General features: G+C 43.2%; 26 protein-coding genes and 1 pseudogene. 20 read left to right on the top strand and 7 right to left on the bottom strand.

The window, feature by feature from the left end; genetic code table 11:
* The first annotated feature begins 188 nt into the window (after window positions 1-188).
* The 9 genes from metK to OH460_RS24895 all read left to right on the top strand — a co-directional run bounded on the left by metK (window position 189) and on the right by OH460_RS24895 (window position 7240).
* Window positions 189-1343 carry a methionine adenosyltransferase gene (gene metK / locus OH460_RS24935; RefSeq protein WP_004738986.1) on the top strand — a complete coding sequence of 385 codons (1155 nt, stop codon included), beginning with the start codon at window positions 189-191 and terminating at the stop codon, window positions 1341-1343.
* A gap of 368 nt (window positions 1344-1711) precedes the next feature.
* Entirely contained in the window at window positions 1712-2509 is a 798-nt protein-coding gene (locus tag OH460_RS24930; RefSeq protein ID WP_008223581.1) for a DUF2189 domain-containing protein, read from the top strand.
* 79 nt (window positions 2510-2588) lie between these two features.
* The gene (locus OH460_RS24925; protein ID WP_102424753.1) at window positions 2589-3089 is read left to right on the top strand and encodes a SprT family zinc-dependent metalloprotease; all 501 of its coding nucleotides are present in this window, start codon (window positions 2589-2591) and stop codon (window positions 3087-3089) included.
* Window positions 3090-3238: 149 nt separating this feature from the next.
* A complete protein-coding gene (locus OH460_RS24920) occupies window positions 3239-3970 on the top strand; it encodes an endonuclease (RefSeq protein WP_269999891.1) in 732 nt (243 codons plus the stop codon).
* 153 nt (window positions 3971-4123) lie between these two features.
* Window positions 4124-4855 carry a 16S rRNA (uracil(1498)-N(3))-methyltransferase gene (gene rsmE / locus OH460_RS24915; RefSeq protein WP_061032418.1) on the top strand — a complete coding sequence of 244 codons (732 nt, stop codon included), beginning with the start codon at window positions 4124-4126 and terminating at the stop codon, window positions 4853-4855.
* A 9-nt stretch (window positions 4856-4864) separates the two neighbouring features.
* Window positions 4865-5815, top strand: a complete 951-nt coding sequence (gene gshB, locus OH460_RS24910) for a glutathione synthase (RefSeq protein WP_102424750.1) — start codon at window positions 4865-4867, stop codon at window positions 5813-5815.
* 108 nt (window positions 5816-5923) lie between these two features.
* Window positions 5924-6487 (top strand): YqgE/AlgH family protein, encoded by a 564-nt coding sequence (locus OH460_RS24905; RefSeq protein ID WP_269999888.1) that lies wholly within the window; start codon window positions 5924-5926, stop codon window positions 6485-6487.
* A 60-nt stretch (window positions 6488-6547) separates the two neighbouring features.
* On the top strand, window positions 6548-6970 hold the full coding sequence (gene ruvX / locus OH460_RS24900; RefSeq protein WP_269999887.1) for a Holliday junction resolvase RuvX: 423 nt from the start codon (window positions 6548-6550) through the stop codon (window positions 6968-6970).
* 99 nt (window positions 6971-7069) lie between these two features.
* Window positions 7070-7240: a hypothetical protein gene (locus tag OH460_RS24895; RefSeq protein ID WP_155647308.1), complete on the top strand. Its 171-nt coding sequence runs from the start codon at window positions 7070-7072 to the stop codon at window positions 7238-7240.
* Between the two features lie 59 nt (window positions 7241-7299).
* On the opposite strand, the gene OH460_RS24890 is transcribed toward OH460_RS24895, so the two are convergent.
* Both OH460_RS24890 and OH460_RS24885 read right to left on the bottom strand, forming a co-directional pair.
* Window positions 7300-8409: a PilT/PilU family type 4a pilus ATPase gene (locus OH460_RS24890; RefSeq protein WP_269999886.1), complete on the bottom strand. Its 1110-nt coding sequence runs from the start codon at window positions 8407-8409 to the stop codon at window positions 7300-7302.
* A gap of 14 nt (window positions 8410-8423) precedes the next feature.
* The gene (locus OH460_RS24885) at window positions 8424-9461 is read right to left on the bottom strand and encodes a type IV pilus twitching motility protein PilT (RefSeq protein WP_017629549.1); all 1038 of its coding nucleotides are present in this window, start codon (window positions 9459-9461) and stop codon (window positions 8424-8426) included.
* Between the two features lie 26 nt (window positions 9462-9487).
* On the opposite strand from OH460_RS24885, the gene OH460_RS24880 reads away from it, so the two are divergent.
* The 7 genes from OH460_RS24880 to hemW all read left to right on the top strand — a co-directional run bounded on the left by OH460_RS24880 (window position 9488) and on the right by hemW (window position 14344).
* Complete coding sequence (locus tag OH460_RS24880; RefSeq protein ID WP_269999883.1) at window positions 9488-10192, top strand: YggS family pyridoxal phosphate-dependent enzyme; 705 nt, start codon at window positions 9488-9490, stop codon at window positions 10190-10192.
* Between the two features lie 84 nt (window positions 10193-10276).
* Complete coding sequence (gene proC / locus OH460_RS24875) at window positions 10277-11095, top strand: pyrroline-5-carboxylate reductase (protein ID WP_269999881.1); 819 nt, start codon at window positions 10277-10279, stop codon at window positions 11093-11095.
* Window positions 11096-11171: 76 nt separating this feature from the next.
* Window positions 11172-11729 carry a YggT family protein gene (locus tag OH460_RS24870; RefSeq protein WP_017069592.1) on the top strand — a complete coding sequence of 186 codons (558 nt, stop codon included), beginning with the start codon at window positions 11172-11174 and terminating at the stop codon, window positions 11727-11729.
* 29 nt (window positions 11730-11758) lie between these two features.
* Window positions 11759-12049, top strand: coding sequence for a DUF167 family protein YggU (gene yggU / locus OH460_RS24865; RefSeq protein ID WP_269999879.1), 291 nt, complete (start codon window positions 11759-11761; stop codon window positions 12047-12049).
* A 28-nt stretch (window positions 12050-12077) separates the two neighbouring features.
* Window positions 12078-12509, top strand: coding sequence for a DUF4426 domain-containing protein (locus tag OH460_RS24860; RefSeq protein WP_171762404.1), 432 nt, complete (start codon window positions 12078-12080; stop codon window positions 12507-12509).
* Between the two features lie 48 nt (window positions 12510-12557).
* On the top strand, window positions 12558-13157 hold the full coding sequence (locus OH460_RS24855; RefSeq protein WP_269999878.1) for an XTP/dITP diphosphatase: 600 nt from the start codon (window positions 12558-12560) through the stop codon (window positions 13155-13157).
* A complete protein-coding gene (gene hemW / locus OH460_RS24850) occupies window positions 13157-14344 on the top strand; it encodes a radical SAM family heme chaperone HemW (protein WP_269999876.1) in 1188 nt (395 codons plus the stop codon). The genes OH460_RS24855 and hemW overlap by 1 nt, the downstream gene beginning before the upstream one ends.
* A gap of 67 nt (window positions 14345-14411) precedes the next feature.
* Here the strand turns inward: hemW and glsB are convergent, their stop codons facing one another.
* Together glsB and trmB are read right to left on the bottom strand one after the other, a co-directional pair.
* Window positions 14412-15332 (bottom strand): glutaminase B, encoded by a 921-nt coding sequence (glsB, locus tag OH460_RS24845; protein ID WP_004738957.1) that lies wholly within the window; start codon window positions 15330-15332, stop codon window positions 14412-14414.
* 350 nt (window positions 15333-15682) lie between these two features.
* Complete coding sequence (gene trmB, locus OH460_RS24840) at window positions 15683-16402, bottom strand: tRNA (guanosine(46)-N7)-methyltransferase TrmB (RefSeq protein ID WP_004738956.1); 720 nt, start codon at window positions 16400-16402, stop codon at window positions 15683-15685.
* Window positions 16403-16805: 403 nt separating this feature from the next.
* Between trmB and mutY the strand changes: the two genes are divergently transcribed.
* From mutY to OH460_RS24820, 3 genes and pseudogenes are all read left to right on the top strand, one after another.
* Window positions 16806-17828: an A/G-specific adenine glycosylase gene (mutY, locus tag OH460_RS24830; RefSeq protein ID WP_102307926.1), complete on the top strand. Its 1023-nt coding sequence runs from the start codon at window positions 16806-16808 to the stop codon at window positions 17826-17828.
* Between the two features lie 243 nt (window positions 17829-18071).
* A pseudogene (locus tag OH460_RS24825) lies at window positions 18072-18325 on the top strand (regulator).
* A 100-nt stretch (window positions 18326-18425) separates the two neighbouring features.
* Window positions 18426-18725, top strand: a complete 300-nt coding sequence (locus OH460_RS24820; RefSeq protein ID WP_133151211.1) for a hypothetical protein — start codon at window positions 18426-18428, stop codon at window positions 18723-18725.
* Between the two features lie 82 nt (window positions 18726-18807).
* Here the strand turns inward: OH460_RS24820 and OH460_RS24815 are convergent, their stop codons facing one another.
* The 3 genes from OH460_RS24815 to OH460_RS24805 all read right to left on the bottom strand — a co-directional run bounded on the left by OH460_RS24815 (window position 18808) and on the right by OH460_RS24805 (window position 24290).
* Window positions 18808-19701 carry a hypothetical protein gene (locus OH460_RS24815; RefSeq protein ID WP_146458005.1) on the bottom strand — a complete coding sequence of 298 codons (894 nt, stop codon included), beginning with the start codon at window positions 19699-19701 and terminating at the stop codon, window positions 18808-18810.
* A 509-nt stretch (window positions 19702-20210) separates the two neighbouring features.
* The gene (locus OH460_RS24810; RefSeq protein ID WP_102562733.1) at window positions 20211-22487 is read right to left on the bottom strand and encodes an ATP-binding protein; all 2277 of its coding nucleotides are present in this window, start codon (window positions 22485-22487) and stop codon (window positions 20211-20213) included.
* Window positions 22488-22496: 9 nt separating this feature from the next.
* Entirely contained in the window at window positions 22497-24290 is a 1794-nt protein-coding gene (locus OH460_RS24805; RefSeq protein ID WP_123284588.1) for an ATP-binding protein, read from the bottom strand.
* Window positions 24291-25085: 795 nt separating this feature from the next.
* Here OH460_RS24805 and ltrA point away from each other — a divergent pair.
* Window positions 25086-26558, top strand: a complete 1473-nt coding sequence (gene ltrA / locus OH460_RS24800; protein ID WP_193257381.1) for a group II intron reverse transcriptase/maturase — start codon at window positions 25086-25088, stop codon at window positions 26556-26558.
* Window positions 26559-26670 lie beyond the last annotated feature (112 nt).

Genomic DNA, 26670 nt, shown 5'->3' with positions numbered 1-26670 from the left:
TATCTCAACCAACACGCAAACGTTTAGTTATGGCATATCATAAAAAAGAGCTTGTAATTCGACCGCTGGAATTTAGAATAGACGTCTAGATGTAGAAACACCTACAAAATATACTGTATTTAATGGCGGCGCTTCCTAGCTTGCGACGCCATGAACTATTTACACCAAAAACTAAAAGTGGAGCTCTCATGGCTAAGCACCTATTCACTTCTGAATCTGTTTCAGAAGGTCATCCAGATAAAATTGCAGACCAAATCTCTGATGCTGTTCTTGATGCCATCTTAGAACAAGATCCAAAAGCACGTGTTGCTTGTGAGACTTACGTAAAAACCGGCATGGTTATGGTTGGCGGTGAAGTAACAACTTCTGCATGGGTTGATATCGAAGAGATCACTCGTGAAACAGTTCGTGAAATTGGTTACGTTCACTCTGATATGGGCTTTGACGCAGACTCTTGTGCCGTTCTAAACACAATTGGTAAGCAGTCTCCAGACATCAACCAAGGTGTTGATAAAGCAGACCCGAAAGAGCAAGGCGCAGGCGACCAAGGCATCATGTTTGGTTACGCGACTAACGAAACTGAAATCCTAATGCCAGCTCCAATCACTTACTCTCACCTTCTTGTTAAAAAGCAAGCTGAAGTACGTAAGAGTGGCAAGCTAGACTTCCTTCGCCCAGATGCGAAATCTCAAGTTACTTTCCAGTACGACCAAGGTAAGATCGTTGGTATCGATGCTGTTGTTCTTTCTACTCAACACTGTGATTCAGTAACAACACCTGACCTACGTGAAGCAGTAATGGAAGAGATCATCAAGCCAGTACTTCCTTCAGAGTGGATCAACAAAGACACTAACTTCTTCATCAACCCAACAGGCCGTTTCGTAATCGGTGGCCCAATGGGTGACTGTGGTCTAACTGGTCGTAAGATCATCGTTGATACCTACGGCGGCGCAGCTCGTCACGGTGGCGGTGCATTCTCTGGTAAAGATCCATCAAAGGTTGACCGTTCTGCAGCTTACGCAGCACGTTACGTTGCGAAAAACATCGTTGCAGCTGGTATGGCTGACCGTTGTGAGATTCAACTGTCTTACGCTATCGGTGTTGCTGATCCAACATCAATCATGGTTGAAACGTTCGGTACTGAGAAAGTAGCGCACGAAATCATCATTGAAGCAGTTCGTCAAAACTTCGACCTACGTCCATACGGTCTTCAAGAGATGCTGAACCTTCTACAGCCTATCTACAAGCAGACTGCAGCATATGGTCACTTCGGTCGTGAAGAGTTCCCTTGGGAAGCGACTGACAAAGCAGCAATCCTTGCTGACTTCGCTGGCCTAAAATAATCTAGCCACTGCGATTTGTTTCTTTAAAGCCCTTACTGCTTAGTAAGGGCTTTATTTTTATGTACTTACCGAACCTTCACTAGCTACTTCTTTCTCTAACGCCCTTCTTTACCGTTAACCACTAAGTATAAAAAGCCGCTGATAATTTGTGTTTTCTAACACTACTGACAATAGTTAAGGTAACTCCTAGGCGATCAAGCTCACATTTAACTTAAATTAATTCAGTCTGATAACGCTCGTTAAATGCACGCTAGAACAAAAACTGGGATGACAAAGAGCAATTTAGCTCAACACCATAACTCTCACACAAGCCACATCGATGAGCCTTATGGAATTATAACTAGGACGTTATTTAACTAGGGGGATCTATGCCTCGTACCGCGCACCCATCCGAACTGAACGATAAAAAACACAAGGTCAGCGATAAGGATTACGCTCGCACCATTCCTTGCAACCAAATCAGTATCTCGGCACCCTTTCATTGGTTGTCGCTTGCTCTGCATGACTTAGTAAGAATGCCATTAATCAGCGCATTTTACGGTTTGTGCTTTATGGGAGCGGCAATCGCCATTGTTCAACTTGTCCAATGGCAAGGAACACACTTGGTGGTGATGCCAAGCTTGATTGTGTACATGCTGATAGGACCTTTTCTTGCTCTGGGTTTGTATGACGCAGCCTGGGAAAGAGAAAAAGGGCACAACGCCAGCCTATTCCATTCAATGAAAGCCATTACTCGCAACTCGACTCACCAGTGGGCCTTTGCGATTGTATTAATGGTCGCGATGATATTCTGGATGCGTATCGCCGCTCTATTACATGCTTTGTATCCATCTGTACAAGGCGCACCATTAGCAGAGTTTGCGCCCTTCTTGATCACGGGTTCTGTGATTGGATTTGTTATCGCCAGCCTAATCTTCAGCATCTCAGCATTTTCTATTCCATTGATGATGGAGAGACGCGTGGATGTGATGAGCGCAATCTTCACCAGCTTCAATGCCGTGAAATCCAACATCCCTGCAATGGTGGTGTGGGCAAGTATTATTTGTGCCGGTATTCTGGTGGGCTTTGCAACCTACGGCATTGGTATGATCGTCACCATGCCGCTACTTGGGTATGGTACATGGCATGCCTACCACGAAATCATCAAGAAGAATCACCACCTATAAATTATCGCCAGAATAACGAGCAATGTTATGATGAGGCCTTAGCTTAAACGCTGAGGCCTTTTTTTGGAGTTAACAACGTTTGTCTTACACCCCGCAACAACATCGAGCAAATAAGAAATTGGCCGAGTGCCTAGCTATCGCTAATCAACATTTCTCTCGTGAATTCCCATGCCCGACCATTACTTACAAGTTAAGAGGTAAAGCGGCAGGAAAGGCCTACCTTCAGCTCAATGAAATTAAGCTCAACCATGTACTCTTCGCCGAGAATGAGGATGCCTTCATTAACGAGGTGGTGCCTCATGAACTGGCACATCTGATTACACATCAAGTCTTTGGACGAGTGAGACCTCACGGGAATGAATGGAAATACGTGATGGAAAAGGTATTCAACGTGCCAGCTAAAACGACCCATAGCTTTGAGATATCCTCAGTGCAAGGGAAGACCTTTGAGTATCGCTGTGCCTGCACGGTTTATCCACTTTCTATCAGACGTCACAACAAGGTGTTACGTAACCAGTCAAGCTACCGCTGCCAGCAGTGTAATCAAACCTTAGCCTTTACAGGCACGCAACTCAGCTAACTCCCCGACTCGGCGCCAGCTTTATTTTATCGCGCCCCTCGCCAATTTAGAAAACTGCACTCAATGGAATTCATGATAGAAATGTAATGGAGAAATCCATCCTTTGAGTGCTAGACTGATGTTTATCATACTTTTATCAGTCTTTTTCTATGTATAAAACCACTCCAAAAGCACTTGGCCTATCGGTGTCTTTTTACTTATCGATAGTATTTGGCCTACTGGTAACCCAAAGCGTTTTCGCCGCTCCACCAAGCTCATTCTCCAAAGCAAAAAAAGAAGCCGTGAAGATTTACCTTGATCACCCGACTTCATTCTATTGTGGCTGTGACATTACTTGGAAAGACAAAAAGAAAGGCATTCCAGATCTTGCAGGCTGTGGTTATCAAGTGCGAAAGCAACAAAAACGGGCCAGTCGAATTGAGTGGGAACACGTGGTTCCCGCTTGGCAATTTGGCCACCAGCGACAATGCTGGCAAGACGGTGGACGCAAGAACTGCACCCGCAATGACAAAATATTCAAATCCATGGAAGCCGACCTTCACAACTTGACGCCGGCAATTGGTGAGGTTAACGGGGATCGCTCCAACTACAATTTCAGTCAGTGGAATGGTATGGATGGAGTAAGCTATGGTCAGTGTGAAATGCAGGTCAGCTTCAAGCAACGTAAGGTGATGCCGCCAGACAGAGCGAAAGGCTCTATCGCTCGAACTTATCTTTACATGAGCCAAGAGTATGGTTTCAAGCTATCTAAACAGCAAACCAATCTGATGATGGCGTGGAACAAGCAGTTCCCTGTCGATGAGTGGGAATGTACTCGTGATGAGCGTATCTATGCCATCCAAGGGAATCACAACCCATTTGTTTATCCAGCTTGTAAATAACGCCACTCACGTAACCCACATTCCTAGCCGTCTCAAACAAGAGTTTCAGAATTGCCCCTGAAACTCTTGCTCTACCCTTGTTTTTTCAACTAAAAGCATCCATGTTAGGCAGAGACAAAATACCCAAATGATCATATTTATAGGTTTACCAGCATGAGAATCCCTCGTATCCATCACCCAGAACGCATTCATCAGTTAGGTTCACTCGCTTTAGGCGAAGATGCCGCGGGTCATGTTGGTCGTGTCCTTCGTATGAAAGAAGGTCAAGAAGTGCTTCTTTTTGATGGCAGTGGTGCTGAATTTCCAGCGACAATTGCTGAAGTATCAAAGAAGAATGTGACGGTTAATGTTACTGAGCGAATCGAGCGCAGCAGTGAATCTCCATTAGACTTACATCTGGGGCAAGTGATTTCACGTGGCGACAAAATGGAGTTCACAATCCAAAAATCAGTAGAGCTTGGTGTGAATACCATTACTCCTCTGATTTCAGAACGCTGCGGCGTTAAACTAGATGCTAAACGCTTCGAGAAAAAACTCGCTCAGTGGCAGAAAATTGCGATCGCAGCGTGTGAACAGTGCGGTCGAAATACAGTTCCAGTGATTCGCCCTATCATGCAACTTGAAGAGTGGTGTAGTGAACCGAGTGAAGCATTAAAGCTGAACTTACATCCTCGTGCAAAATACTCAATTAATACCCTTCCAGAACCTATCAGTAAGGTACGCCTATTGATCGGCCCTGAAGGTGGCTTGTCGGCTGAAGAAATCGGCATGACAGAACAATACAAATTTGAAGAGACGCTACTCGGCCCACGTGTACTTCGTACCGAAACAGCAGCTCTAACCGCAATTACTGCCTTACAAGTCCGTTTTGGCGATCTAGGCTAGGAGAAAAAAATGATCAAACTTGGCATCGTAATGGATCCAATTTCATCCATTAACATCAAAAAAGACTCTAGCTTTGCCATGATGCTTGAAGCTCAGCGTCGTGGTTACGAAATCCATTACATGGAAATGAATGATCTACACTTAGATCAAGGCGTAGCGATTGCAGACACTAAGGTCGTTGAGCTCAAAGAAGATCCAAATGGTTGGTATGAATTCAAGTCAGAACAGACTATCGCGCTATCTGATTTAGATGCTGTACTGATGCGTAAAGATCCTCCGTTTGATACTGAGTACATCTACGCAACCTACATTCTTGAGCGTGCTGAAGAGAATGGCGCACTGATCGTAAACAAACCACAAAGCCTACGTGACTGTAACGAGAAGCTGTTCACAGCATGGTTCCCTGAACTAACACCAACCACCATCGTGACTCGCAAAGCTGAGAAAATTAAAGAATTCCGCGAGAAGCATGGCGACGTAATCCTTAAACCACTTGATGGTATGGGTGGTGCATCGATCTTCCGTGTGAAAGAAGGCGATCCAAACGTATCAGTGATCATAGAAACACTGACTAACCACGGTCAAAACTACGCGATGGCACAGACTTTCGTTCCTGACATCAGCAACGGTGATAAGCGTATTCTTGTAGTTGACGGTGAGCCAATGCCTTACTGCCTAGCTCGAATCCCTGCTAAAGGCGAAACTCGAGGTAACCTTGCAGCTGGCGGTACTGGTGAAGCTCGTCCTCTAAGTGACACAGATTGGGCGATCGCAAGAGCGGTTGCTCCTGCACTAAAAGAAAAAGGTCTAATCTTCGTTGGCCTAGACGTCATCGGTGATAAGCTAACTGAAATCAACGTAACGAGCCCTACATGTATCCGCGAAATCGAAGCCGCTTTCGATATCTCGGTAACGGGCAAATTAATGGATGCAATTGAGCGTCGCGTTAACGCAAAATAACCTAAGCTAAAAGAAAGCCCTAGCGCTTCACACATACGTCTTAGGGATAGAATGAGCGGCTTTACGCCGCTCTTTTCCTTTATTGGGAACACACTGGCAGGAGGCTCTATGAACCTAACGAACCACTTTTTGGTCGCTATGCCCGGGATGAAAGATCCGTATTTTCAAAACTCGGTAATCTACCTCTGTGAACACAACGAGGGAGGTGCGATGGGGTTAATGATTAACGCTCCCATCGATGTCACTGTCGGCAGTATGCTCAAACAAGTTGAGGTTGAGTCTGAACAACCAAAAGCGAATCAAGCCAGCCTTGATAAGCCGGTATTAAATGGTGGACCTGTAGCAGAAGACCGCGGGTTTATTTTGCACAAACCTAAAGGCAGCTATCAATCCAGCATCAACATGACTGACCAAATCTCAGTAACAACCTCAAAAGATATCTTGATGGTGTTGGGCACAGAAGATGAGCCAATGAATTATTTAGTCGCACTTGGGTATGCAGGATGGGAACCGGGACAACTGGAAACCGAACTGACCGAGAACTCATGGTTAACCGTTGAGGCCGACCCTAAAGTCATCTTCGATACGCCAATTTCAGATCGCTGGAAAGTTGCGGTACAAATGTTAGGTATTAATGCCGCTCAGCTTTCAGCAGACGCTGGTCACGCCTAGCTCAAATCAGCTAAATAAAATAAACAGACACTCTCAAACACAGATAAATTTGGAAACCCCATGTCACGAACAATTATGGCATTTGATTACGGTACAAAAAGTATCGGCAGCGCGATTGGACAAGAAATCACTGGTACAGCGAGCCCTTTAAAAGCGTTTAAAGCTAAAGACGGTATCCCGAACTGGGACGATATCGAAAAACAGATTAAAGAGTGGCAACCAAATCTTATCGTCGTCGGGCTACCCACCGATCTTCACGGTCGTGATCTAGAGTCCATCACACCTAGAGCAAAGAAATTTGCTAACCGCTTAAAAGGTCGTTTTGGTGTTGATGTTGAGCTACATGACGAAAGATTATCGACCGCAGAAGCAAGAGCCGACCTCTTTGACATGGGTGGCTACAAAGCATTAAGTAAAGGAAATGTTGATAACCAGTCCGCAGTTGTCATTCTCGAAAGCTGGTTTGAAGCACAATATTCTTAACGAAAATTAAGTGAGCAAAAAGCAACCCGATTTGTGATCCCGCACGAATTTCTCGCCGTAAAGACGATGCAATTCATCAATAGGTAAGTGGGAGTTCACATGAAAATTTTTCTAGCAATCTTCGCCGCTCTAACCATTTCTGCGTGCAGCTCAACAGGGTCTAGTAGCGCTAGTTACATGAATGATGGCAAAACCAATTCAGGATTCAATAGTGGCAATATGTACTACGACGACAGTCGAAGAAGTCATGGCTCGTTGAACAGCAACTAGAACAACAATGGTAAGCCAGATCTCTCCGTCAAAAGAGCTCTGGCTTTTTATTTTTCAATCTAACCCATATCAATTTTTACGCCAGATAATGCTCCAGTTCCATAGTCATCATCACCTCGTCTGGTTTTTAGCATCAAACGTAAGTCATTAGCCGAATCGGCACTATGAAACGCATCTTCTTCGCTAATCTTTCCCGCTACAACTAAATCAAACAAAGCTTGGTCAAAGGTCTGCATGCCGACTTCTTTTGATTTTGCCATTGTTGCTTTTAGCTCGTGCAATTCACCGCGACGAATCAAGTCAGACACTCGTGGGCTGTTGAGTAGAATTTCAAATACACCATGACGCCCGCTGCCATTCTTATCTCGAATTAACTGCTGAGCAATCACACCACGCAGATTCATCGACAGATCAAACAGGAACTGTTCTTTCTGTTCTTTAGGCACAAAATGAAGAATACGCTCTAACGCTTGGTTGGCATTATTCGCGTGCAAAGTTGCCATACACAAGTGACCCGTTTCTGCAAAGGTCATCGCATATTCCATGGTTTCGCGGCTACGGATTTCGCCAATCAAAATCATATCTGGCGCTTGGCGCAACGAGTTTTTAAGGGCGACTTCATAGCTCTCGGTGTCGAGCCCTACTTCACGCTGAGTGACTATGCATTTCTTATGTTCGTGGACGAATTCAATCGGGTCTTCAACCGTCAAGATATGCCCCGAGCGATTGGTATTGCGGTAGCCTGTCATCGCAGCCATCGAGGTCGATTTACCAGAACCCGTAGCCCCAACCACCAGCACAAGCCCACGCTTGGCAATTGAGAGGTCTTGTAATACATCAGGAAGCTTTAATTGCTCAAAGGTTGGGATGTTCGTCTCGATACGTCGAATCACTGCTCCAGGTAGCTCTCGCTGAAAGAACGCACTAACACGAAAGCGACCAAAATCACGCACAATCGCAAAGTTAGCCTCACGCGTTTGCTGATATTCATCGCGTCGTTCTTGATCCATCATCGCATCAAGTAATTGAGCAACCTGAGCCGCATTCAGCTTCTCGCCTTGAGGTCGTAATTCACCATCAACACGAAACAGGATAGGTGCATCAACGGTGATATAAAGATCCGATGCTTTTTGAGACAGCATCCCTTCAAGAATTTGATTCAATTCCATTTTGCTCACCTTGATTAAAACATTGAGGTTTCAATTTCGATCTTTCTCTCGACCTCTTCCGAGTCAACCAAGCCTTGAGCCATTAGCTGCTTCGCATTTTGCTCCATGGTCTGCATACCATGTGCTGCGCCCGTTTGAATGATCGAATACATCTGCGCAACCTTGTCTTCACGAATCAAGTTTCTGATCGCTGGTGTCGCCATCATGATTTCATGACAAGCCACACGACCGCCACCAACACGCTTCAACAGCTTCTGAGCAATAACCGAACGCAACGATTCAGACAGCATAGAACGCACCATGTCTTTGTCGCTACCAGGGAATACATCTATAATACGGTCGATAGTTTTAGCAGCAGAACTGGTATGCAAAGTACCAAAAACCAAGTGGCCGGTTTCCGCTGCGGTTAACGCCAAGCTGATCGTCTCTTGGTCACGAAGCTCACCAACAAGAATAACGTCTGGGTCTTCACGTAACGCGCTGCGCAGCGCCGCTTTAAAGCTGTGAGTATCACGATGAACCTCACGCTGGTTAACTAGGCATTTATTGTTGGTATGAACGAATTCAATCGGGTCTTCGATCGTCAGGATGTGCTTATTGTGGTTACGGTTTACGTAATCCACCATCGCCGCGAGCGTCGTCGATTTACCAGAGCCAGTTGGGCCAGTAACGAGCACTAAACCTTTTTCGTAGTTGGCAATCTTTTCAAAGATTTCAGGCGCACCTAACTGATCTAAAGTCGGGATCTCTACAGGGATAGTTCGAAAGACAGCTGAGCAACCACGAGCTTGGTTAAAAGCATTCACACGGAAACGACCAACATTGGGTAATTCAAAAGAGAAGTCGACTTCCAATTTTTCTTCAAACTCACCACGCTGTGAATCGCTCATGATCTCAAAAACCAAACGATGCACATCAGCATGACTCAAAGCTGGTATTCCAAGCTTCCTTACTTCACCATCTATACGTACCATTGGAGATACACCCGCAGAAAGATGTAGATCTGACGCGTTATGCTTTACACTAAAATCTAGTAACTCAGTGATATCCATTTATTTTCCCTTAAGTAAAGTCAGCTATGAGTAGTATTCAACAAAATATCGAACAAATCACCTCACAGATTCGTAGTGCTGAGCAAAAGTGCGGACGAGCTCCAGAGTCCGTGCAACTTTTAGCCGTCAGCAAAACTAAACCTATTGATGCGATTCTAGAAGCCGCACTCGGAGGCCAAGTTGCCTTTGGTGAAAACTATGTTCAAGAAGGTGTCGATAAAGTAAAACACTTTTCAGAACAACATTCTAACCTAAATTTAGAGTGGCACTTTATTGGTCCAATCCAGTCCAATAAAACGCGCCCTATCGCAGAAAGCTTCCAATGGGTACATTCAGTCGATCGCGATAAGATCGCACAAAGGCTTAACGATCAACGCCCAAGCGAACTTTCACCTCTACAGGTACTGATTCAGGTAAACACCAGTGGTGAAGAGTCTAAGTCTGGTACATCTGAAGAGACAGTTTTTGCACTGGCGGAGTTGATTTCGTCGCTTCCTAACCTCACTTTAAGAGGATTGATGTCGATTCCTGCAAACGTCTCTGACTATCAATCTCAGCTTAATGCATTCTCTCAACTGGCAGAGCTTAAAGATAAGCTCGCCGCGAAGTATCCAGACATCGATACCCTGTCTATGGGCATGAGTGGTGATATGGACGCAGCAGTTGAGGCTGGAAGTACCATGGTTCGTATTGGAACGGCCATCTTTGGTGCTCGTGATTACGCAAAATAGCAATTAGTTAGCAACCAGAAATCGATGATAAGTATTGATACCGCTTCGCTTGAATCGCGCAGCGACACGCTCAGGATTTTATATATGGAACATAAGAACATCGCCTTTATTGGGGCGGGAAACATGGTTCGCTCAATAGTAGCGGGCTTAGTAGCAAGCGGTTACCCAGCGCAAAAGATTACTGCAACAGCGCCTTCAGACACCAGAAGGCTGCCGTTAGAGCAAGAATATGGCATCAATACCACCAGCGATAATATTGCCGCAGCCGAGCAAGCAGACGTTGTTGTGTTATCAGTGAAGCCACAAATGATGGCTGATGTATGTAAACCCTTACAAAGCATCGACTTTAGCAACAAACTGGTAATCTCAATTGCCGCAGGTATTAATGCGAATCGACTCAATGAGATGTTAGACTGCCAACTGAACCTGGTTCGTGTAATGCCAAACACGCCATCATTGCTTGGTAAAGGCATGAGTGGGCTTTATGCTGATTCAACCGTTAGCCAAGCAGATAAAGATTTCGCATCACAGCTAATGCAAGCTGTAGGTGAAGTGAGCTGGGTAGAACAAGAATCTGGTATCAACAACATTATTGCAGCGGCAGGCAGCGCTCCGGCTTACTTCTTCCTGTTTATGGAAGCAATGCAAGCGGAAGCAGTCAATCAAGGTTTCGACCAAGAGACGGCCCGCAAGCTAGTGCAGCAATCGGCATTAGGCGCGGCAGAGATGGTGGTCGCGAATCCAGATACAGAATTATCTACACTGCGTGAGCAAGTGACTTCAAAAGGTGGTACTACCGCCGAAGCACTGCGCACGTTTAATGAACATCAACTATCAGACATCGTAGCCAAAGCCATGCAAGCGGCAGTTGCTCGAGCTGAAGAGATGGAAAAACTGTTTTAGTACCAATCAAGGTACAAAAGCCTTGCGTCGCTCATGTGATATCTAAGCGGCAAGTAAATCCGAAAAAGGAAACAATATGAACTCGATGAGCTTTCTGATCTCGACCGTTTTTGATCTTTACATCATGGTTGTGATCTTGCGTATCTGGCTACAAGCATCACGTGCAGATTTCTACAATCCGTTCTCACAATTCATCGTAAAAGCGACACAACCAGTGGTTGCTCCACTACGCCGAGTTATTCCATCAATCGGCAGCCTAGATCTGGCAACGGTTGTTTTCGCTTATGTGCTATGTGTACTCAAGTTCGTCGCTCTCAACTTAATTATCTCTGGCGGCGCGGCTGTGTTCGACATCAGCTTCCTAATCTTTGGCGGACTATCTCTGATTAAAGCGGCGGGTGGTTTGATTTTCTGGGTACTACTAATCCGTGCAATCCTAAGCTGGGTTAGTCAAGGTCGCAGCCCAATCGAGTATGTGTTCCATCAACTGACTGAGCCAATGCTAATGCCTATCCGCCGTATCCTACCGGATATGGGTGGCTTCGACTTAAGCGTTCTGGTTCTGTTCATTGTTCTTCAGTTTGCGAACTTCCTAATGGGTGACATGATTGGTCCTATTTGGTATCAGCTATAATTCAAGTACGAACATCAGGTACTTTGACGATGCCAAAAGCGGTTTGGGTCGAGGGAGACGATATTCTTCTTAGACTCTATATCCAACCCAAAGCAAGCCGAGACAAAATTATTGGCTTGCATGGTGAGGAACTCAAAATTGCCATCACCGCTCCCCCGGTAGATGGCAAAGCCAATGCCCACTTAGCGAAATACCTTTCGAAACAATTTAAGGTCGCTAAAGGGCAAATTAAAATTGAAAAGGGAGAGCTCGGCCGGCACAAACAAGTTCGAATATGCTCGCCAAGCCAAATCCCCACTGAAGTCAAAGCCATCCTATGATGGCTTTTTGCTATTTATTGGAGTCATTATGCGTCTATGGATTACAGCACTACTTACCGCTCTTGTTGCCCTACCAAGCTCAGCAGGACAATTTAAAAACATTAAGGATGTCGAGGTTCACTACTCAGCTTTCAACTCAACATTTTTAACGGCTCAAGTCGCTAAGCAATATAAACTTAAGCGAAATGGCTACTCAGCGATTCTGAACATCAGCGTGCTAGACAAAGCTTCCCTTGGCAAACCAGCAACAACCGCTAAAATCACGGGAACAGCCAAGAACCTTGTGGGCAATACTCGCACACTTAACTTCCGCGAGATAAAGGAAGGTGATGCGATTTATTACCTAGCTGAGTTCCCTGTAACACACGAAGAAAACATCACTTTTGATATCGATGTTAACGCAGGTTTGAAAGGCACAGGCCCACTGCGATTCACACAAAAATTCTATATAGAAGAGTAGGTTCAGCCTTCACTTTTCTGTTCACCAACTTATTAGAGCAACATCCCCATGAGTAAGATTGTTTTAGCCACAGGCAACCAAGGTAAAGTTCGCGAGATGGCAGGTATTCTGTCTGAGTTTGGTTTTGACGTTGTCGCACAAAGTGAGTTTAACGTTTCAGAAGTCGCTGAGACAGGAACAACTTTCATTGAAAATGCCATCATCAAAGCTCGCCATGCTGCCAAAGAGACAGGGCTGCCAGCCATTGCTGACGACTCCGGTTTAGAGGTTGATTTCCTTAAGGGCGCGCCAGGTATCTGCTCTGCACGTTACTCAGGTGAAGGTGCTACCGATAAGCAGAACATCGAAAAGCTGCTTGATGCCATGCAAGGTGTTGAGGTAGCAAAGCGTACTGCTCGTTTCCACTGTGTATTGGTGTTAATGCGTCACGAAAATGATCCAACACCATTGGTGTGTCATGGTAAATGGGAAGGACAAATTCTGACTGAAGAGCACGGTGAGAACGGCTTTGGCTACGACCCAGTATTCTTTGTTCCAGAAGATAACTGCGCATCTGCTGAGCTTGAGCCTTCACGCAAAAAGCAACTATCACACCGTGGTAAAGCCCTTGCATCACTATTCAAAGCACTCAAAGAGCAAGCTCTGTAATGCACAATGCAGCACTCGTTCCACCAGCCCTTAGCCTTTATGTACACATCCCGTGGTGTGTACAAAAGTGTCCGTATTGTGATTTTAACTCACACGCGTTGAAAACCGAGATCCCAGAAAAAGAGTACATCGATGCACTGCTAGAAGATCTTGATACTGATATCGAAAAATATCAGCTAAATGGCATACCTCGTCCGCTGCATTCGATCTTTATTGGTGGTGGTACTCCAAGCCTATTCTCTCCAGAAGGTATCGGTCGACTGCTTCAAGGTATTGAGCAACGCATCCCATTCAAGTCTGAAATTGAAATTACCATGGAAGCCAACCCCGGCACCATTGAAGCGGAGCGTTTTGCTGGTTACCAAAAAGCAGGGATTACTCGTATCTCGGTTGGTGTACAAAGCTTTGAGCAAGAGAAGCTAGAAAGACTTGGGCGTATCCATGGTCAAGATGAAGCGGTCAACGCAGCTCACCTTGCGCATAAAATCGGCCTAAACAGCTTTAACCTCGATCTTATGCATGGTTTGCCGGATCAAAGCATCGAGCAAGCGTTGGCGGATCTAGATAAAGCGATCGAGTTAGATCCCCCGCATTTATCTTGGTACCAGCTAACAATAGAACCTAACACCATGTTCTATTACAAAACGCCAACTCTACCTGATGACGATGATCTCTGGGATATCTTCGAATTAGGCCACAAAAAGCTCGCTGATGCAGGGTATGTGCAATACGAAATCTCAGGCTACAGCAAGCCGGGCTACCAGTGTCAACACAACCTCAACTACTGGCGCTTCGGTGACTACTTGGGTATTGGCTGCGGCTCTCATGGCAAGCTGAGTTTTGCTGATGGACGAATCATTCGAACGACTAAGGTTAAACACCCTAGAGGCTATTTGGCGGCTTACCAGAATATGGTGAAGCCTTATATTTCGGATGAATTTGAAGTAGCAAACGAAGATCGCCCTTTCGAATTTTTCATGAACCGTTTCAGGCTGATGGAAGCATGCCCTAAGCAAGATTTCATTGATACGACAGGACTTGGGTTTGACGCTGTTCAGCCAACAATTGAGTGGGCAAAAGAGCTAGGTTACTTGAGCGAAACCGACACTCATTGGCAGATCACAGAAAAAGGAAAGCTGTTCCTCAACGATTTGCTAGAAGCCTTCATGGCTGAAGAAGACGAATAACCTAGAACCTACAAAAAAGCCTCTCATCAACGGGAGGCTTTTTATAGAAATCAGCATACCGAAAGTACTAAAAAATAGAACGACCAATACGTTCTGAAAGCAGCTCGAGAGCCTTAGTGCCAGCCAGTGAGTTACCAGAAGGATCCAGCTCTGGAGACCACACAGCAATCGTCATTTCACCAGGAACGATTGCGATAATCCCGCCACCGACTCCCGATTTGCCCGGCATACCAACGCGATAAGCAAACTCACCTGCGCCATCATACAAACCACAAGTTGCAAGTAAAGCATTCAGCTGCTTGGTCTGTACCGGCGTGATGATCTCTTTCTTAGTCTGTACTGACACACCTTTGTTCGCTAAGTAGCTAAAGGTTTTCGCCAAATCCACACAAGTCATCTTAAGTGCACAAGCATGGAAGTAATTATTGAGTACAGGGATAACATCGTTCTCAAAATTACCAAATGAACGCATCAAGTACGCGATAGCGGCATTACGGTCGCTGTGCATCATTTCTGAAGCCGCTACGACTTTGTCGTACACGATATGAGTATCGCCCGATAACTGACGCACAAACTCCAATAAACGCTGTCTTGGTGCTGACAAGCGGCTTTGCAGTAGGTCTGCAACAACAATCGCACCAGCATTAATAAATGGGTTTCGAGGGATACCCTGTTCCATCTCAAGCTGAATCATCGAGTTAAAGGCTTGCCCTGAAGGCTCTTTACCTACACGCTGCCAAATCTCTTCCGGCTTATAGAGCACCATTGCTAACGTCAAACTCAAAGCCTTAGAGATAGATTGTACAGAGAAGGCTTCCTCTGCATCACCAGCTTGAATCACTTCTCCTTCATTGGTGTACACCGCAATCGCCAGTTTCTGGTTCGATACACGCGCCAATGCAGGAATATAATCAGCGACCTTTCCCTGACCAATTAAAGGGCGAACTTCTTCTAAGATCTCGGCCAAAATAGCTTGAGTTGGTTTCATGTGTGCTTACTTCTATATTGTTATTTTTGTAGGGATGTAACATATACCAATCGTAGTAAATAACAGCTCACTCTAGCTTGTTAAAATGCTCGATAACTGCGTTAGAATTTTTGATTGTAGAGTAACTACTTATCGAAAAATGCTGCCTTGTTCTCAAGCCTTTTTCCTACGCTATTTCTGATCACTTACTTACTGTGATTGGTATTACTTTCTGTCGTTAAGCCTTTACTGAAATAAAAGCCTAAGGACAAAAAAGCCAACACTACAATAATGTTGGCTTTTATCAATCCCACAAAGTGTAAGGTTAAGATCCTAATCAAATCTCACCTTATATTTGTTGATGTTCAGAATTACTTAGTACGCTTGTACTTAATATCCCAAACGCCATGACCTAAACGGTGGCCACGTGCTTCAAATTTAGTCAGTGGACGCTCATCCGGGCGAGGAATGTAATCACCATCTTCAGCGATATTCTCGAAACCTGGTGCAGCATTCATTACTTCAATCATGTGCTCTGCGTAGTTTTCCCAGTCAGTTGCCATGTGGAAAATACCAGTTTCAAGGTGTAGCTTAGCGCGCACCATTTCAGCGAATTCAGCTTTAACGATACGACGCTTGTGGTGACGAGCTTTGTGCCATGGGTCAGGGAAAAACAGTTGCAGTGTATGCAGGCTGCTATCTGGAATCATGTGTTCAAATACTTCTACAGCATCGTGACACATTACACGTAGGTTAGTTACGCCAGCATCGCGCGCAGTACCCAAACAAGCACCAACACCTGGGCTGTGAACTTCAATACCTAAGAAGTTCTTCTCAGGTGCGTTCTTTGCCATTTCAACCAGTGATGCACCCATACCGAAGCCAATCTCTAGTACAACTGGGTTATCGTTGCCAAATACTTCTTTCCAGTTAAGAAGCTCTGGGTTGTAGTCGATACCCATTGTTGGCCAACATTCATTCATCGCGTTCTCTTGGCCTTTTGTTAAGCGGCCTTCGCGGCGAACAAAACTACGGATCTTACGAACCAGTTTGCCGTCTTCAGTATATTCGTTAGTGGTCACTTCACTCATTGATTTTTGCCTGCACATTGATTAATCAAAGCGGGGATTATCCAAAGAATTGCCTTCGGTGCAAGTCTTTCCGTGGATAAATTCCCACACAATTTGTCTGTTTTACATCCAACGTTAAGTGTGGTGCAATTTCGCTTCTAATAATAGCAAAGCATAGAGCATGTCGTGACTCCTTTCGCAACCGCCATATTAAAGTGGTATGACGCCTACGGGCGTAAAGAATTACCTTGGCAACAAAACAAAACCGCCTACACCGTTTGGCTATCTGAAAGAATCACGATGAGCTAGTGGGTCACTATCAATAATTCATTGTATTTAAAATAAAAACAGCACTAAAACATAAATGGTGGTTCATTTCCATCAATTGAAGCAACCAAGTCAGCAATTCAAATAAGAAAAATTTATGACTCAATTTCCTTTGACGCCCGAAAAATTCCAAGAACAGCTCATCACATGGCAACAGACACACGGTCGCCATGATTTACCTTGGCAAGAAAACCCAACGCCTTATCGCGTACTTGTCTCTGAAGTAATGCTTCAACAAACACAAGTCACCACTGTCATTCCGTATTTTGAGCGTTGGATGGTTAGCTTTCCAACAATCGAAGTTTTAGCTGCAGCCACGGAAGATGAAGTCATGAGCCATTGGCAAGGATTAGGTTACTACTCTCGAGCTCGGAATTTGAGAAAAGCCGCGCAATACATCGTGGATGAGTGTAATGGTCTATTCCCAGACCATGTTGAGACACTACTCAAAATTCCTGGCGTTGGCCGCTATACCGCGGGAGCAATCGCTTCATTCGCTTACAATACCTATGGTCCTATCGTCGATGGCAACGTCAAACGCTTGTTTTGCCGTTTTTTTGGGGTAGATGGGGTGCCAGGCACATCAAAAGTCGATAAGCAATTGTGGGGGCTTGCAGAGACGTTTACGCCCACACGAAACAATAGATCTTTTGCACAAGGACTACTGGATATGGGGGCAACTGTTTGTAAGCCGAGAAGCCCCAACTGCTTAGAATGTGATTTTCAGGAGTATTGCCTCGCATTCAAAAGTGATCGAGTGGACGAGTTACCAACTCCCAAACCTAAAAAAAACGTGCCGACTCGCGCAGGACAGTTTCTCTGGATCGAATCAAAGGGGAAAATATTATTAGAGAAACGAGCAAATGACGGTATTTGGGGGGCATTGTGGTGTCTACCTCAAATTCATATTGAACCAGAACACCTTGGCGAACATGTTCACTTAAAGGGAAGCTTTAAGCACACGTTTACACACTACAAGCTTGAAGCAAAAGTTTGGTCCATTGAGCGTATGAGCGGCTTAAATCAAGAACAAGCTTGGGTATTACCAACTGAGTTGCAAGATCTGGGGCTACCGACCCCAATAAAAAAATTCATACTAAAAAACATTAACTTAACCTAACAATAAGTAATATTTCAAATACAATAATTTATCTTGGTATTCGTAGAGTCAGCAATGCTGCTGACTCATTAATGGACATTTCTGTGTCAATGATTTTGCTAAATTAGCAATTCATGAATAAGTTTTTATAAGGCAAATTCGCCAATTAATACGTCTTCGTACAGTGCGTACTTTTCCTGATTATATTTAATGGCGTGCATCTTATAAATGCAGTGCAACCTCTTGTATTTATGGGTTTTATCATTGAAGTATTGCAAAATAAGTAAGAATTACATTTTTCGAGAGTTAGAGTGCCAAATGACAAAGGAAGAGGTCGCTGAACTGTGTTTTAAATCAGTGAGAACCGTCGCAGGTTGGGGTGAGGAAACCCCAATACCTCCCGAATGCAAAAGGCTTGTGCGCATGGCAAAAGGTTGGGAACTCAGTCAGAACTAGAGATTAAGACCTCGACTCACTTACTCAAATTGGCTAGAAGCATTGCGAAGATAAGGTCATAGAGAACGTTTATTCTCAAGCGTTCGGCAAATGATCTAAGTCGCAGTTAATGCGATATGACAATGATAGATTAACTCACCTTATAAAAAGATGAGTACTATTATGAAAAAGTTGTTATTACTCGTTGGTTTAACTATTTCTACGGTTTCCATGCCGACATTGAGTCATCCTGGTCGAACAGCTTCAGACGGTTGCCATTATTGCCGAACAAACTGTTCAGCTTGGGGAGTTCCAACAGGGTCAAGACATTGTCATGTTCATGCTGAACCTACTAATCAAGATCTAGAAAGTTCTGAGATAGTAAAAAAGCATAGCGATGACGATGGAATGTTTGTAACTCTAAAGCATGACGATGTATGGACAACATTTATATCAACAGCAGTAAAAGCTGACGATAATTAGCAAAGTGCTTCGAATGTCCCTTGATTTTGATAAGCCGGACTCATTGAGTTCGGCTTTTTTCGATTGAGCACTTGTTAGAACTTTATATGTTCTTCAATAACTTAAGTCTTTCTAATTCAAAGTCAAACTCATCAATTCGTGGAGGCTCTTGAAAAACAATTGTTCCTTCAACTGGGGAAGAATCTCTGTCGTCCCTAGTCACGATGCTGAAGACTATTTCCATCATTTGATGAAAACCATCTCTGATACTAAGAACCCACCCTGATTGAATCTCATGCAACACTTTAAAGTCTGTTGGTGCAGCAATCTTCCTACTTTCAATTTCATAATCGTAGAGGTCACGATAAAACCCACTGACCAAATAAGAAAATCGGACGATGTTCATGTAATAATCTTCATCATCTTCACTAGAAGACAAATTTTGACCTAGCTCACGTATAAGAAGCTGCTTTGCAACTTCAACCAATTTGGTCATATTCTGTGGTCGTAATTGAAGCCATTTTATATATTCACTTTCATCCAAGTTATTTGACACCTTCACATGAACTCTATTGCTCAGAATGTCAGTAAGCTGTTGGTCAATTGATGAAGTGTGGTCCTTAACAATTTGATGGAATAGAGCATATTCCCAATATTTTTTTCTTTGCCTAACAATCCGCTGGACTTCTTTTGATTCTTTTTCTAATCCAATAGGGATCCTATGGCAATAGGATTTTATACAACGATATAAAGAGAAAACAAAACCTAACCCAACTAAAGCGAGTAGCATCCTAATATCGTTAAGAGCGAATTTAGGGCTATAGAATTTCGCTATTTCGAGGATGCCGAATACACCGGCTATTGATACGGTTAGATTTGCAAAAAATAGTTTCGATTGTTGCTGGATTAATCGTTTAACGTGTTCTAGTTGAGTCCAATACGTTAACGTATTTTCTGATTCACTCTCCACATTGTATTCGCCTAAATCACCTTTCATAAGACCCCATTGACGTTTAACTGGTTTTATCAATAAATGTGGAAACTCTATGCTTGAGTCTTTAGCAAGATAATAAACTAAGAATTCCCCTTTGTTAGCAGCTTATCATTACAAATCAGGTGGTTGAATCGAAACATAGAATTATTTCATGTAACTCAATGCATTACCCAATGCGCTTGGTTCCAATTAGAGTAGGGATGTGTGAGTGCTGATAGTTCAGTCGAATTTACCCCCGTGATACAACACGGGGATTCACGACGAACAGCATTCGAAGAATGGATAACTTTTAGTAGGGAAAAAGCCCAAGAACAGGATGTGAATGAGTAAAAGGTCTACCTTATAATGGGGCATTTTCGAGCTATAAAATGCCACGGGTAAAAATTCAACCTGTGAAGGTTTTGGACAAAACTTTGTTAGAGTCATCACTAAAACAGGTGTCTGAATATTAGAAAAAGTAATTTAAATCGAACTAGCGCAAACTTTCAGCAGAAGAGGAACCAACCATTAAACTATTCACTCTTTACTAGGTTTGAAAAGAGGCTTTTTAGAGCATCATCACTAAATTCCTCTTTATCGCGATTACTACGAGGCGTATAACTGGTGTTCTGGTTGGCAGAATCTTCCTCTTCTAGCTCATTTATTCGATCAAGTACAATCATTTTTGATTTTTCCAGATCATGTTTAGTAATTTTAGCGAGTTCGCTAAGAAACTCTAAGTGTTCAGACAATTCATCCTCAGTATCAAGGTGGCTAATGGCATTACGTGTGTCGTTGAATTCGTAGCTAACAAGCTGATTAATAATATCGCTTACTTGCTGAGGAGCTGTATCAAGCATGGACTCTTTCAATTTTTCTACAATCGATACTAACTCATCTATAGGAACTCCATTACTGAGAATCTTTAAAAGACTATCTTCAATGGTCTCCAACATATCCAATTTAAGATTATTATCATCATTTATGAAATTATGAACCCACCAATGCAAATCAGGTAGAGACGGACCATCGACCCACGACACTGTTTCGAGTGAGCCAGACCGGAAGATGTCCAGCGCTCTTTCAATAAAATATTGATCACCAGTACGCTCCCACCACTCAAGAAGAAGCTCTACCCGATCTGAAATTGATAGATCATGATACTTAAAAGATACATAACCGTTTTTTTCCACTCTTTCCAATGTCGGCGTACTATCTATAACTTCAGAAAATTTTTTAAATTTAGAGGCAAGAAACTTCAGATCCATTTCGCGACTTTCAAACACCGCCTTAAGGTGTCGCCAAAGATTTCTTGCCCAACCCACATTTTTAGAAGTCTCAGGCAACAGGCTGAGAAATTCCCTATCAATAAGATATGACTTGAGGAAATCTCGAACAGAGGGGTTTACAAAACTTACTGATTTACCAGATATAGAAATAAACCCCGACTCTAGTGACTGAAGTGCATCTTCAAAATCGCTTGGCATAGTTGACTGAGAATAATACGAACTGACAGAACGATGGAGCTCTGAATAGTTTGTCCTGAGCAATTCGATACTTTCTCCTCCAAACTGACTACCAAAAAAAAGTGCAATTAGCAGATTTTGAGATTTCATGCTCAATGACTTAAATGGCTTACTCCATATCAACTCAGGATTATTCAAGGCATGATAGATATATTTCGGATACTCACTAGGCTCTATAGTATCGAGACAATCACTAGAAACCGAGGCAATTACCCGAGGGTTATAGCTTTTATGATCCACAATCTTACTAAGCCAATCTCCCTCTAGTAGAGAGGAAAAATGTTGCGGACTTAGAGCGGATATAGATAAGTGGTTGAACAAAATGTGTGACTTAATTTTTCTAGTGTACTCACCCACATCCAATAAATACTTTGCTAATTGCAATCGTTGGTCATCAACATGATCTGATAACCTTCTTGCTTCCTCAAAAATGTGTGCTCGTGTAGTTAAAATAAACCTAGCATTTTTAGATTTTCTAACTCTTTTAACAAAGGTTGAAAGTGCTGTATCTCGCTGAATAAGTGACTGTCGATCTAACTCAATACGGCCCAAGAAATCATCAAAGAAATAAACCGTCGGGTGTTCATCATCAATCTTTGCAAAACCGTCTTCCAAGGAGTTAATTGCATAAAAACGCCACCCATCATTCAAATAATTGTATGCAACCATTTTAGCTAAAGTAGTTTTACCAACTCCAGGAGGCCCTGAGACAATAAGTATTTTTTCCCTTTCTAGTTTTTCTATAGCACCATCAAAGCTTGGGTTACTAACATACACTTTGACTTCTTCAAGTATCTCGGACTTTGTCGCGTTAGTGAATGACTCTAGCCCTGATTGTAGAATCCTCTCAAGAACAGCTGTACTTGAAAGCCAGAGTTTCATATGTGATTTTTCTATCTCAGGATGTTTTCTCAACGCTCCCTCAATATCACCTTCTCCCCAAACATCCTGGCTTTGCTTTATATAAGAGCCAAATATTTCAGCTAGCTGGTTACTTTTACTCGGGGTCAAAGATTGCGAGGTAAAAAACAAGTAACGACTAGGATTGAGTTTATTAACTTTCTCTAGCTCTTTTTTTGCTGAACTTTTCAGTTGAGAAAAGCTTGAACCTACATAATGTTTACACTGAAGTATTGTAGCTTCACTACCTTTTGAGTGACGCCCATCAATCCCCCCATCAGCGCCAGGACCAAACGCTTCAAATCGCATTCCGGTATCGGTTTGTGCGATATCACGACACAAGTCTTCAAAGTCTGCATGAGACAAATTAATCAATCTATTCATAATGTTATATTATTTCATTCTAGACTCTATAGCCTTAAACCACTCCAACACTTCACCATTTGGATCCACTTCATTTAGATAGCTCAATGACATTTGTGCTACAGCTCTAGTATTGAGTTTCTTTTTCACGTTGCTTTCATTGAAAGGGGTCTTTTCAACAAGTAACTTAGGAATATCAGTCATATCATCAATATCTAAGTCCTCTTCAAGCCTAAATGTCCTCTTAATTGCTTCGAGATGAATATAATTTTCTGCTTCACGCTTTGTTGTTAAAAATGCTACAGAATTATCATCCCTCGCGTTTACCATATCATGAGCTTTTTGGTATTTTGGCGGTTCATTCTCATCTCGGTCATAAACGTGAACTTCAGGCTTACCTATATTCTTTAAGTAATGAGAGTTAACCCAATCTTTAAGCGTCGAACCTCCTAATGGAAGCAGCACAATTCTAGGGTCCTCACCCAACTTAGGCACACCAACTTCATCACGATTAAGTATTTTGGCCATACCTTTAAAGAAATTCACATCATTCGGTCCTTCCAGACACAAGATTACTTGAGCTCGGCTATCAGGTAAAACACCTAAGTCTTTAGCAATCAATTCCAGTACTCTTGGTTCATCACTAGAAATTTTAAGCTCACCATTTTCATTTCGAGCAATATGTCTAATTGATGATACTGGCAGTAAACCAGCTAAAGCGGGAACGTGCGTGGTTATAATTACTTGGCAGTTTTCTGCACTAGCCAACTCACTAAAGGCCTCCATTAAAGCTGCTTGATTATCAGGATGTTGAGATGTTTCGGGCTCTTCAATTGCGTAAATTACGCCACGACCTAAGTTCTCATTTTTGATCCTTTCAGCTTCTGCTTTGAAAAAACTGATCAGTACTAAACGCTTTACACCACTACCACGCTTATTGATAGCAATACCATCATCACCAATAAGATTTAACTTAAAGAGACTGTCCCATTTTGGTTCTGCCTTGAACGTAGGGCTCAGTTTACTAGCAAGGTTCGGAGCAATATCATGCAAATGACTAATAGTGTTATTTGCGACTAAAAGAGCACTATCTTTTACTTTATCTTTTATAGCATCAAGTTCGGGCTGGATGGTGGCTAATGAATTTGCAACAGCTGCTTTCATTGGGTCTTGAACTTCAGCCTCTTCATCTGTATTGGGCCTATCAGCTCTGAATAAAGCAAAATGAGGGAGGTGCGACTGAATTTGTTCCCAAATAGCTTTTCCATCCTCTTTAGATAATGAAATCAGCTGCTCTTTCACCTTGAGATCATCAAAAGAGCTATATATTGACTGTCTTAAAGAAACATTAGATCTCTTATCGTCAACTTCAATACCACGTCTTTCAGCGATTGCTTTTAACTCATCGTTTTTTTTATGAATTATCCCTTTAGCATCTTTTGCTGATGGATGAAGGCAATTTATATGCATTGAGCCGTTGCCTTTGCCCTTCTTAAATACTTTATGAAGTTCGATATTCCCATCACAATTAAGTAAATATTCACCAGACAGCGTTGTTTGTGATGCAGCATCTATAATCAAATTATTTGGCACATCAGAGAAGACACAACCTACGCTAACATCGTCATTCTCACCTACGAAAACACACTTATCCATAGGGTCAAACTTACACAGCTTTTCACCAAAAAATAGGCCTAAGGCATCAAGAATAGTAGTTTTACCTACATCATTCTTACCAATCAAAGCTGTAAATTGGTTAAAGTTGACTTCAAAGGCACCTTGGTAGCCACGATAATTTTTTATGATTATTTTTTCTAGTTTCATTTCAGCGCCACATAAAAACAATTTTCTTCACTATATCACTTAAGGTGCACATCAATACGCAACGTATCTCTCATCTATTGTGTTAGTTAATTTAAGTTTGTGCATAGTGAATTGTGGTTACTTATTCTCTCTGAATCGAGAAGGGTCCATGGTGATTACAAAAAGTAAGGAAAAAGCGTTGAGTATTTTGTGAATGAGTCAGAACTCTAAATGAGAATGGGGCGTGCGACGTGAGGTCGTATGAAGCGCTGTTCACCGCTTAACGAGTGAACCATCTGTATCACCAGATGAACCTAGGAGCCTGAATAAAGTAGCGGCTCTGACAATGTAACGAAGGTTGGTATCTGCCAATCGGGATTGAAATCGTGAGAGGACGATCCTCCTGATAACCACAAAATCGGGTGAGTGCTAGGTAGTCAGCATGATGAACATAAGTAAATCCGCGTAAGGTGCGTTAATCGATGAACAGCGGAAGTGGTTAATACGCTGTAGCCAAAAGGCACGAGAGTCGGAAAGAGATTGCCCCATGCTCTTTCGTGATCGTTGAACTCTCCGCACTATAGCGGGCATCTAAACTGACATTGCGCGACATACGGAACACGGTAAGCCTGTATCACTCCCTCTGGGAAAGCCTCTGTGGCCGATAGTGATGCAGGTATAGGATGTTGGAAAAAGCGAAGGCTGCATTGTAACGGTGCAGATACAGATCCTTATCTGATCACGAAAGTGAGCTGACTTCCGACTGGTCTCCCATTGCAAGAGAATTTGAAGAACTTTATTCAAGGAGAAAAGCAAATGATGATTTCAAAAGAAATTAGTGCCTCTCCTGACAGTGCTCAATGGCAATCCATAAACTGGAAAGCCGTTGAATCACATGTTTTAAAGCTTCAGATGCGTATTGCAAAGGCAACTAGAGAAGGTAAATACGGCAAGGCTAAGTCCTTACAATGGATACTGACTCACTCTCGCTCAGCAAAGCTTCTTGCTGTTAAGCGAGTATCACAAAACAAAGGTAGTAAAACGCCTGGAATAGACGGCGTTATCTGGAACACAGATACGCGCCGTATGAAAGCAGTCAATCAGCTGAGCAGAAAAGCGTATCAAGCCAAACCGCTCAAGCGTATCTACATCCCCAAGAAAAACGGCAAACTCAGACCACTTGGTATCCCCTGCATGGTCGATAGAGCGCAACAAGCGCTTCATCTTCTTGCACTAGAACCAGTATCAGAAAGTCTTGCTGACCCCAACAGCTATGGTTTTAGGCCAAACCGCAGTACTGCCGATGCTATAGCGCAGTGCTTCAAGTGCTTGGCTATGAAACGATCGGCTCAATGGGTTCTTGAGGGTGACATCAAAGCTTGTTTCGATAAGATCGGACATCAATGGCTGATGGATAACATTGCCATCGATAAACGTATGTTGGAACAATGGTTAAAGTCTGGTTTTATGGACAAGGGGTTGTTCTATCGCACTGACGAAGGAACGCCACAAGGTGGGGTCATATCCCCAACCTTGATGCTAATAACTCTTGCAGGGCTTGAGCAACGCATAAAGTCTACCGCACTCAAAAAGGGTGCAAGAGCCAACTTTATTGGATACGCCGATGATTTCGTCGTCACTTGTGCTTCAAAGGAAGTACTGGAGAACGATATCAAACCGTTGATTGCTGATTTCTTAACAGAAAGAGGCTTAACACTCTCCGAAGAGAAAACGCACATTACTCACATCAGCAGAGGTTTTGATTTCCTAGGTTTTAATCATAGGAAGTACAAAGGGAAGTTGCTCATTAAACCGAGCAAATCCAACACACTACTGTTCTTGAGTAATTTGCGCGAACTCATCAAAAAGCACGCAACCATCCCTGTTAACGATCTTATCAAGCTGATAAATCCGAAACTCAGGGGCTGGTCGAATTACTATCGACACTGTGTTGCGAAACAGGTATTCGGATATGTAGGTCACAAGCTATTCCATACGCTATGGCACTGGGCTAAAAGGCGTCATCCAACAAAATCTAGAACTTGGATCGCCCTTAAATACTTCATCAACCGTCAAGGTCAATGGCAATTTCACGGTTGGCAGAAGATCATGAATATGGATTGTCAGTTCAATCTGTTTCAAATAGCTAAGGTACCAATAGAGAGACATGTGAAAATCAGGAGTGCCGCTACGCCTTTTGATCCTCAATACCAAGAATACTTGGCTAAGAGAAAATCAAAGAAGCAATGCCGAAACTCTTGGCATGAGCCTGCTCTCGCTGCTTTATAAGTTGCTGGGTGCCAATCGGTGCCTTCGCGAAGGCTTGAGCCTAGTGCGGTGAAAGTTGCACGCTGGGTTCTTAGAGGGACGACACTTGGTAACAGGTGTCGTCTACTCGACA

It is taken from the genome of Vibrio sp. Makdt, from assembly GCF_027587015.1.
GTDB lineage: Bacteria > Pseudomonadota > Gammaproteobacteria > Enterobacterales > Vibrionaceae > Vibrio > Vibrio chagasii_B.
The sequence above is the reverse complement of the archived record's forward strand: the minus strand, read 5'-3'. Positions and strand labels throughout refer to the sequence as shown.

What these genes read in the sequence shown, in the direction of transcription:
- rsmE (WP_061032418.1), top strand. Translation starts at nt 4,124, where the DNA reads ATGAGAATCCCTCGTATCCATCACCCAGAACGCATTCATCAGTTAGGT.
- OH460_RS24905 (WP_269999888.1), top strand. Translation starts at nt 5,924, where the DNA reads ATGAACCTAACGAACCACTTTTTGGTCGCTATGCCCGGGATGAAAGAT.
- proC (WP_269999881.1), top strand. Translation starts at nt 10,277, where the DNA reads ATGGAACATAAGAACATCGCCTTTATTGGGGCGGGAAACATGGTTCGC.
- OH460_RS24930 (WP_008223581.1), top strand. Translation starts at nt 1,712, where the DNA reads ATGCCTCGTACCGCGCACCCATCCGAACTGAACGATAAAAAACACAAG.
- gshB (WP_102424750.1), top strand. Translation starts at nt 4,865, where the DNA reads ATGATCAAACTTGGCATCGTAATGGATCCAATTTCATCCATTAACATC.
- OH460_RS24870 (WP_017069592.1), top strand. Translation starts at nt 11,172, where the DNA reads ATGAACTCGATGAGCTTTCTGATCTCGACCGTTTTTGATCTTTACATC.
- yggU (WP_269999879.1), top strand. Translation starts at nt 11,759, where the DNA reads ATGCCAAAAGCGGTTTGGGTCGAGGGAGACGATATTCTTCTTAGACTC.
- OH460_RS24920 (WP_269999891.1), top strand. Translation starts at nt 3,239, where the DNA reads ATGTATAAAACCACTCCAAAAGCACTTGGCCTATCGGTGTCTTTTTAC.
- hemW (WP_269999876.1), top strand. Translation starts at nt 13,157, where the DNA reads ATGCACAATGCAGCACTCGTTCCACCAGCCCTTAGCCTTTATGTACAC.
- glsB (WP_004738957.1), bottom strand. Translation starts at nt 15,332, where the DNA reads ATGAAACCAACTCAAGCTATTTTGGCCGAGATCTTAGAAGAAGTTCGC.
- mutY (WP_102307926.1), top strand. Translation starts at nt 16,806, where the DNA reads ATGACTCAATTTCCTTTGACGCCCGAAAAATTCCAAGAACAGCTCATC.
- OH460_RS24860 (WP_171762404.1), top strand. Translation starts at nt 12,078, where the DNA reads ATGCGTCTATGGATTACAGCACTACTTACCGCTCTTGTTGCCCTACCA.
- OH460_RS24805 (WP_123284588.1), bottom strand. Translation starts at nt 24,290, where the DNA reads ATGAAACTAGAAAAAATAATCATAAAAAATTATCGTGGCTACCAAGGT.
- OH460_RS24895 (WP_155647308.1), top strand. Translation starts at nt 7,070, where the DNA reads ATGAAAATTTTTCTAGCAATCTTCGCCGCTCTAACCATTTCTGCGTGC.
- trmB (WP_004738956.1), bottom strand. Translation starts at nt 16,402, where the DNA reads ATGAGTGAAGTGACCACTAACGAATATACTGAAGACGGCAAACTGGTT.
- OH460_RS24890 (WP_269999886.1), bottom strand. Translation starts at nt 8,409, where the DNA reads ATGGAATTGAATCAAATTCTTGAAGGGATGCTGTCTCAAAAAGCATCG.
- ruvX (WP_269999887.1), top strand. Translation starts at nt 6,548, where the DNA reads ATGTCACGAACAATTATGGCATTTGATTACGGTACAAAAAGTATCGGC.
- OH460_RS24820 (WP_133151211.1), top strand. Translation starts at nt 18,426, where the DNA reads ATGAAAAAGTTGTTATTACTCGTTGGTTTAACTATTTCTACGGTTTCC.
- metK (WP_004738986.1), top strand. Translation starts at nt 189, where the DNA reads ATGGCTAAGCACCTATTCACTTCTGAATCTGTTTCAGAAGGTCATCCA.
- OH460_RS24880 (WP_269999883.1), top strand. Translation starts at nt 9,488, where the DNA reads ATGAGTAGTATTCAACAAAATATCGAACAAATCACCTCACAGATTCGT.
- OH460_RS24810 (WP_102562733.1), bottom strand. Translation starts at nt 22,487, where the DNA reads ATGAATAGATTGATTAATTTGTCTCATGCAGACTTTGAAGACTTGTGT.
- OH460_RS24885 (WP_017629549.1), bottom strand. Translation starts at nt 9,461, where the DNA reads ATGGATATCACTGAGTTACTAGATTTTAGTGTAAAGCATAACGCGTCA.
- OH460_RS24815 (WP_146458005.1), bottom strand. Translation starts at nt 19,701, where the DNA reads ATGAAAGGTGATTTAGGCGAATACAATGTGGAGAGTGAATCAGAAAAT.
- ltrA (WP_193257381.1), top strand. Translation starts at nt 25,086, where the DNA reads ATGATGATTTCAAAAGAAATTAGTGCCTCTCCTGACAGTGCTCAATGG.
- OH460_RS24855 (WP_269999878.1), top strand. Translation starts at nt 12,558, where the DNA reads ATGAGTAAGATTGTTTTAGCCACAGGCAACCAAGGTAAAGTTCGCGAG.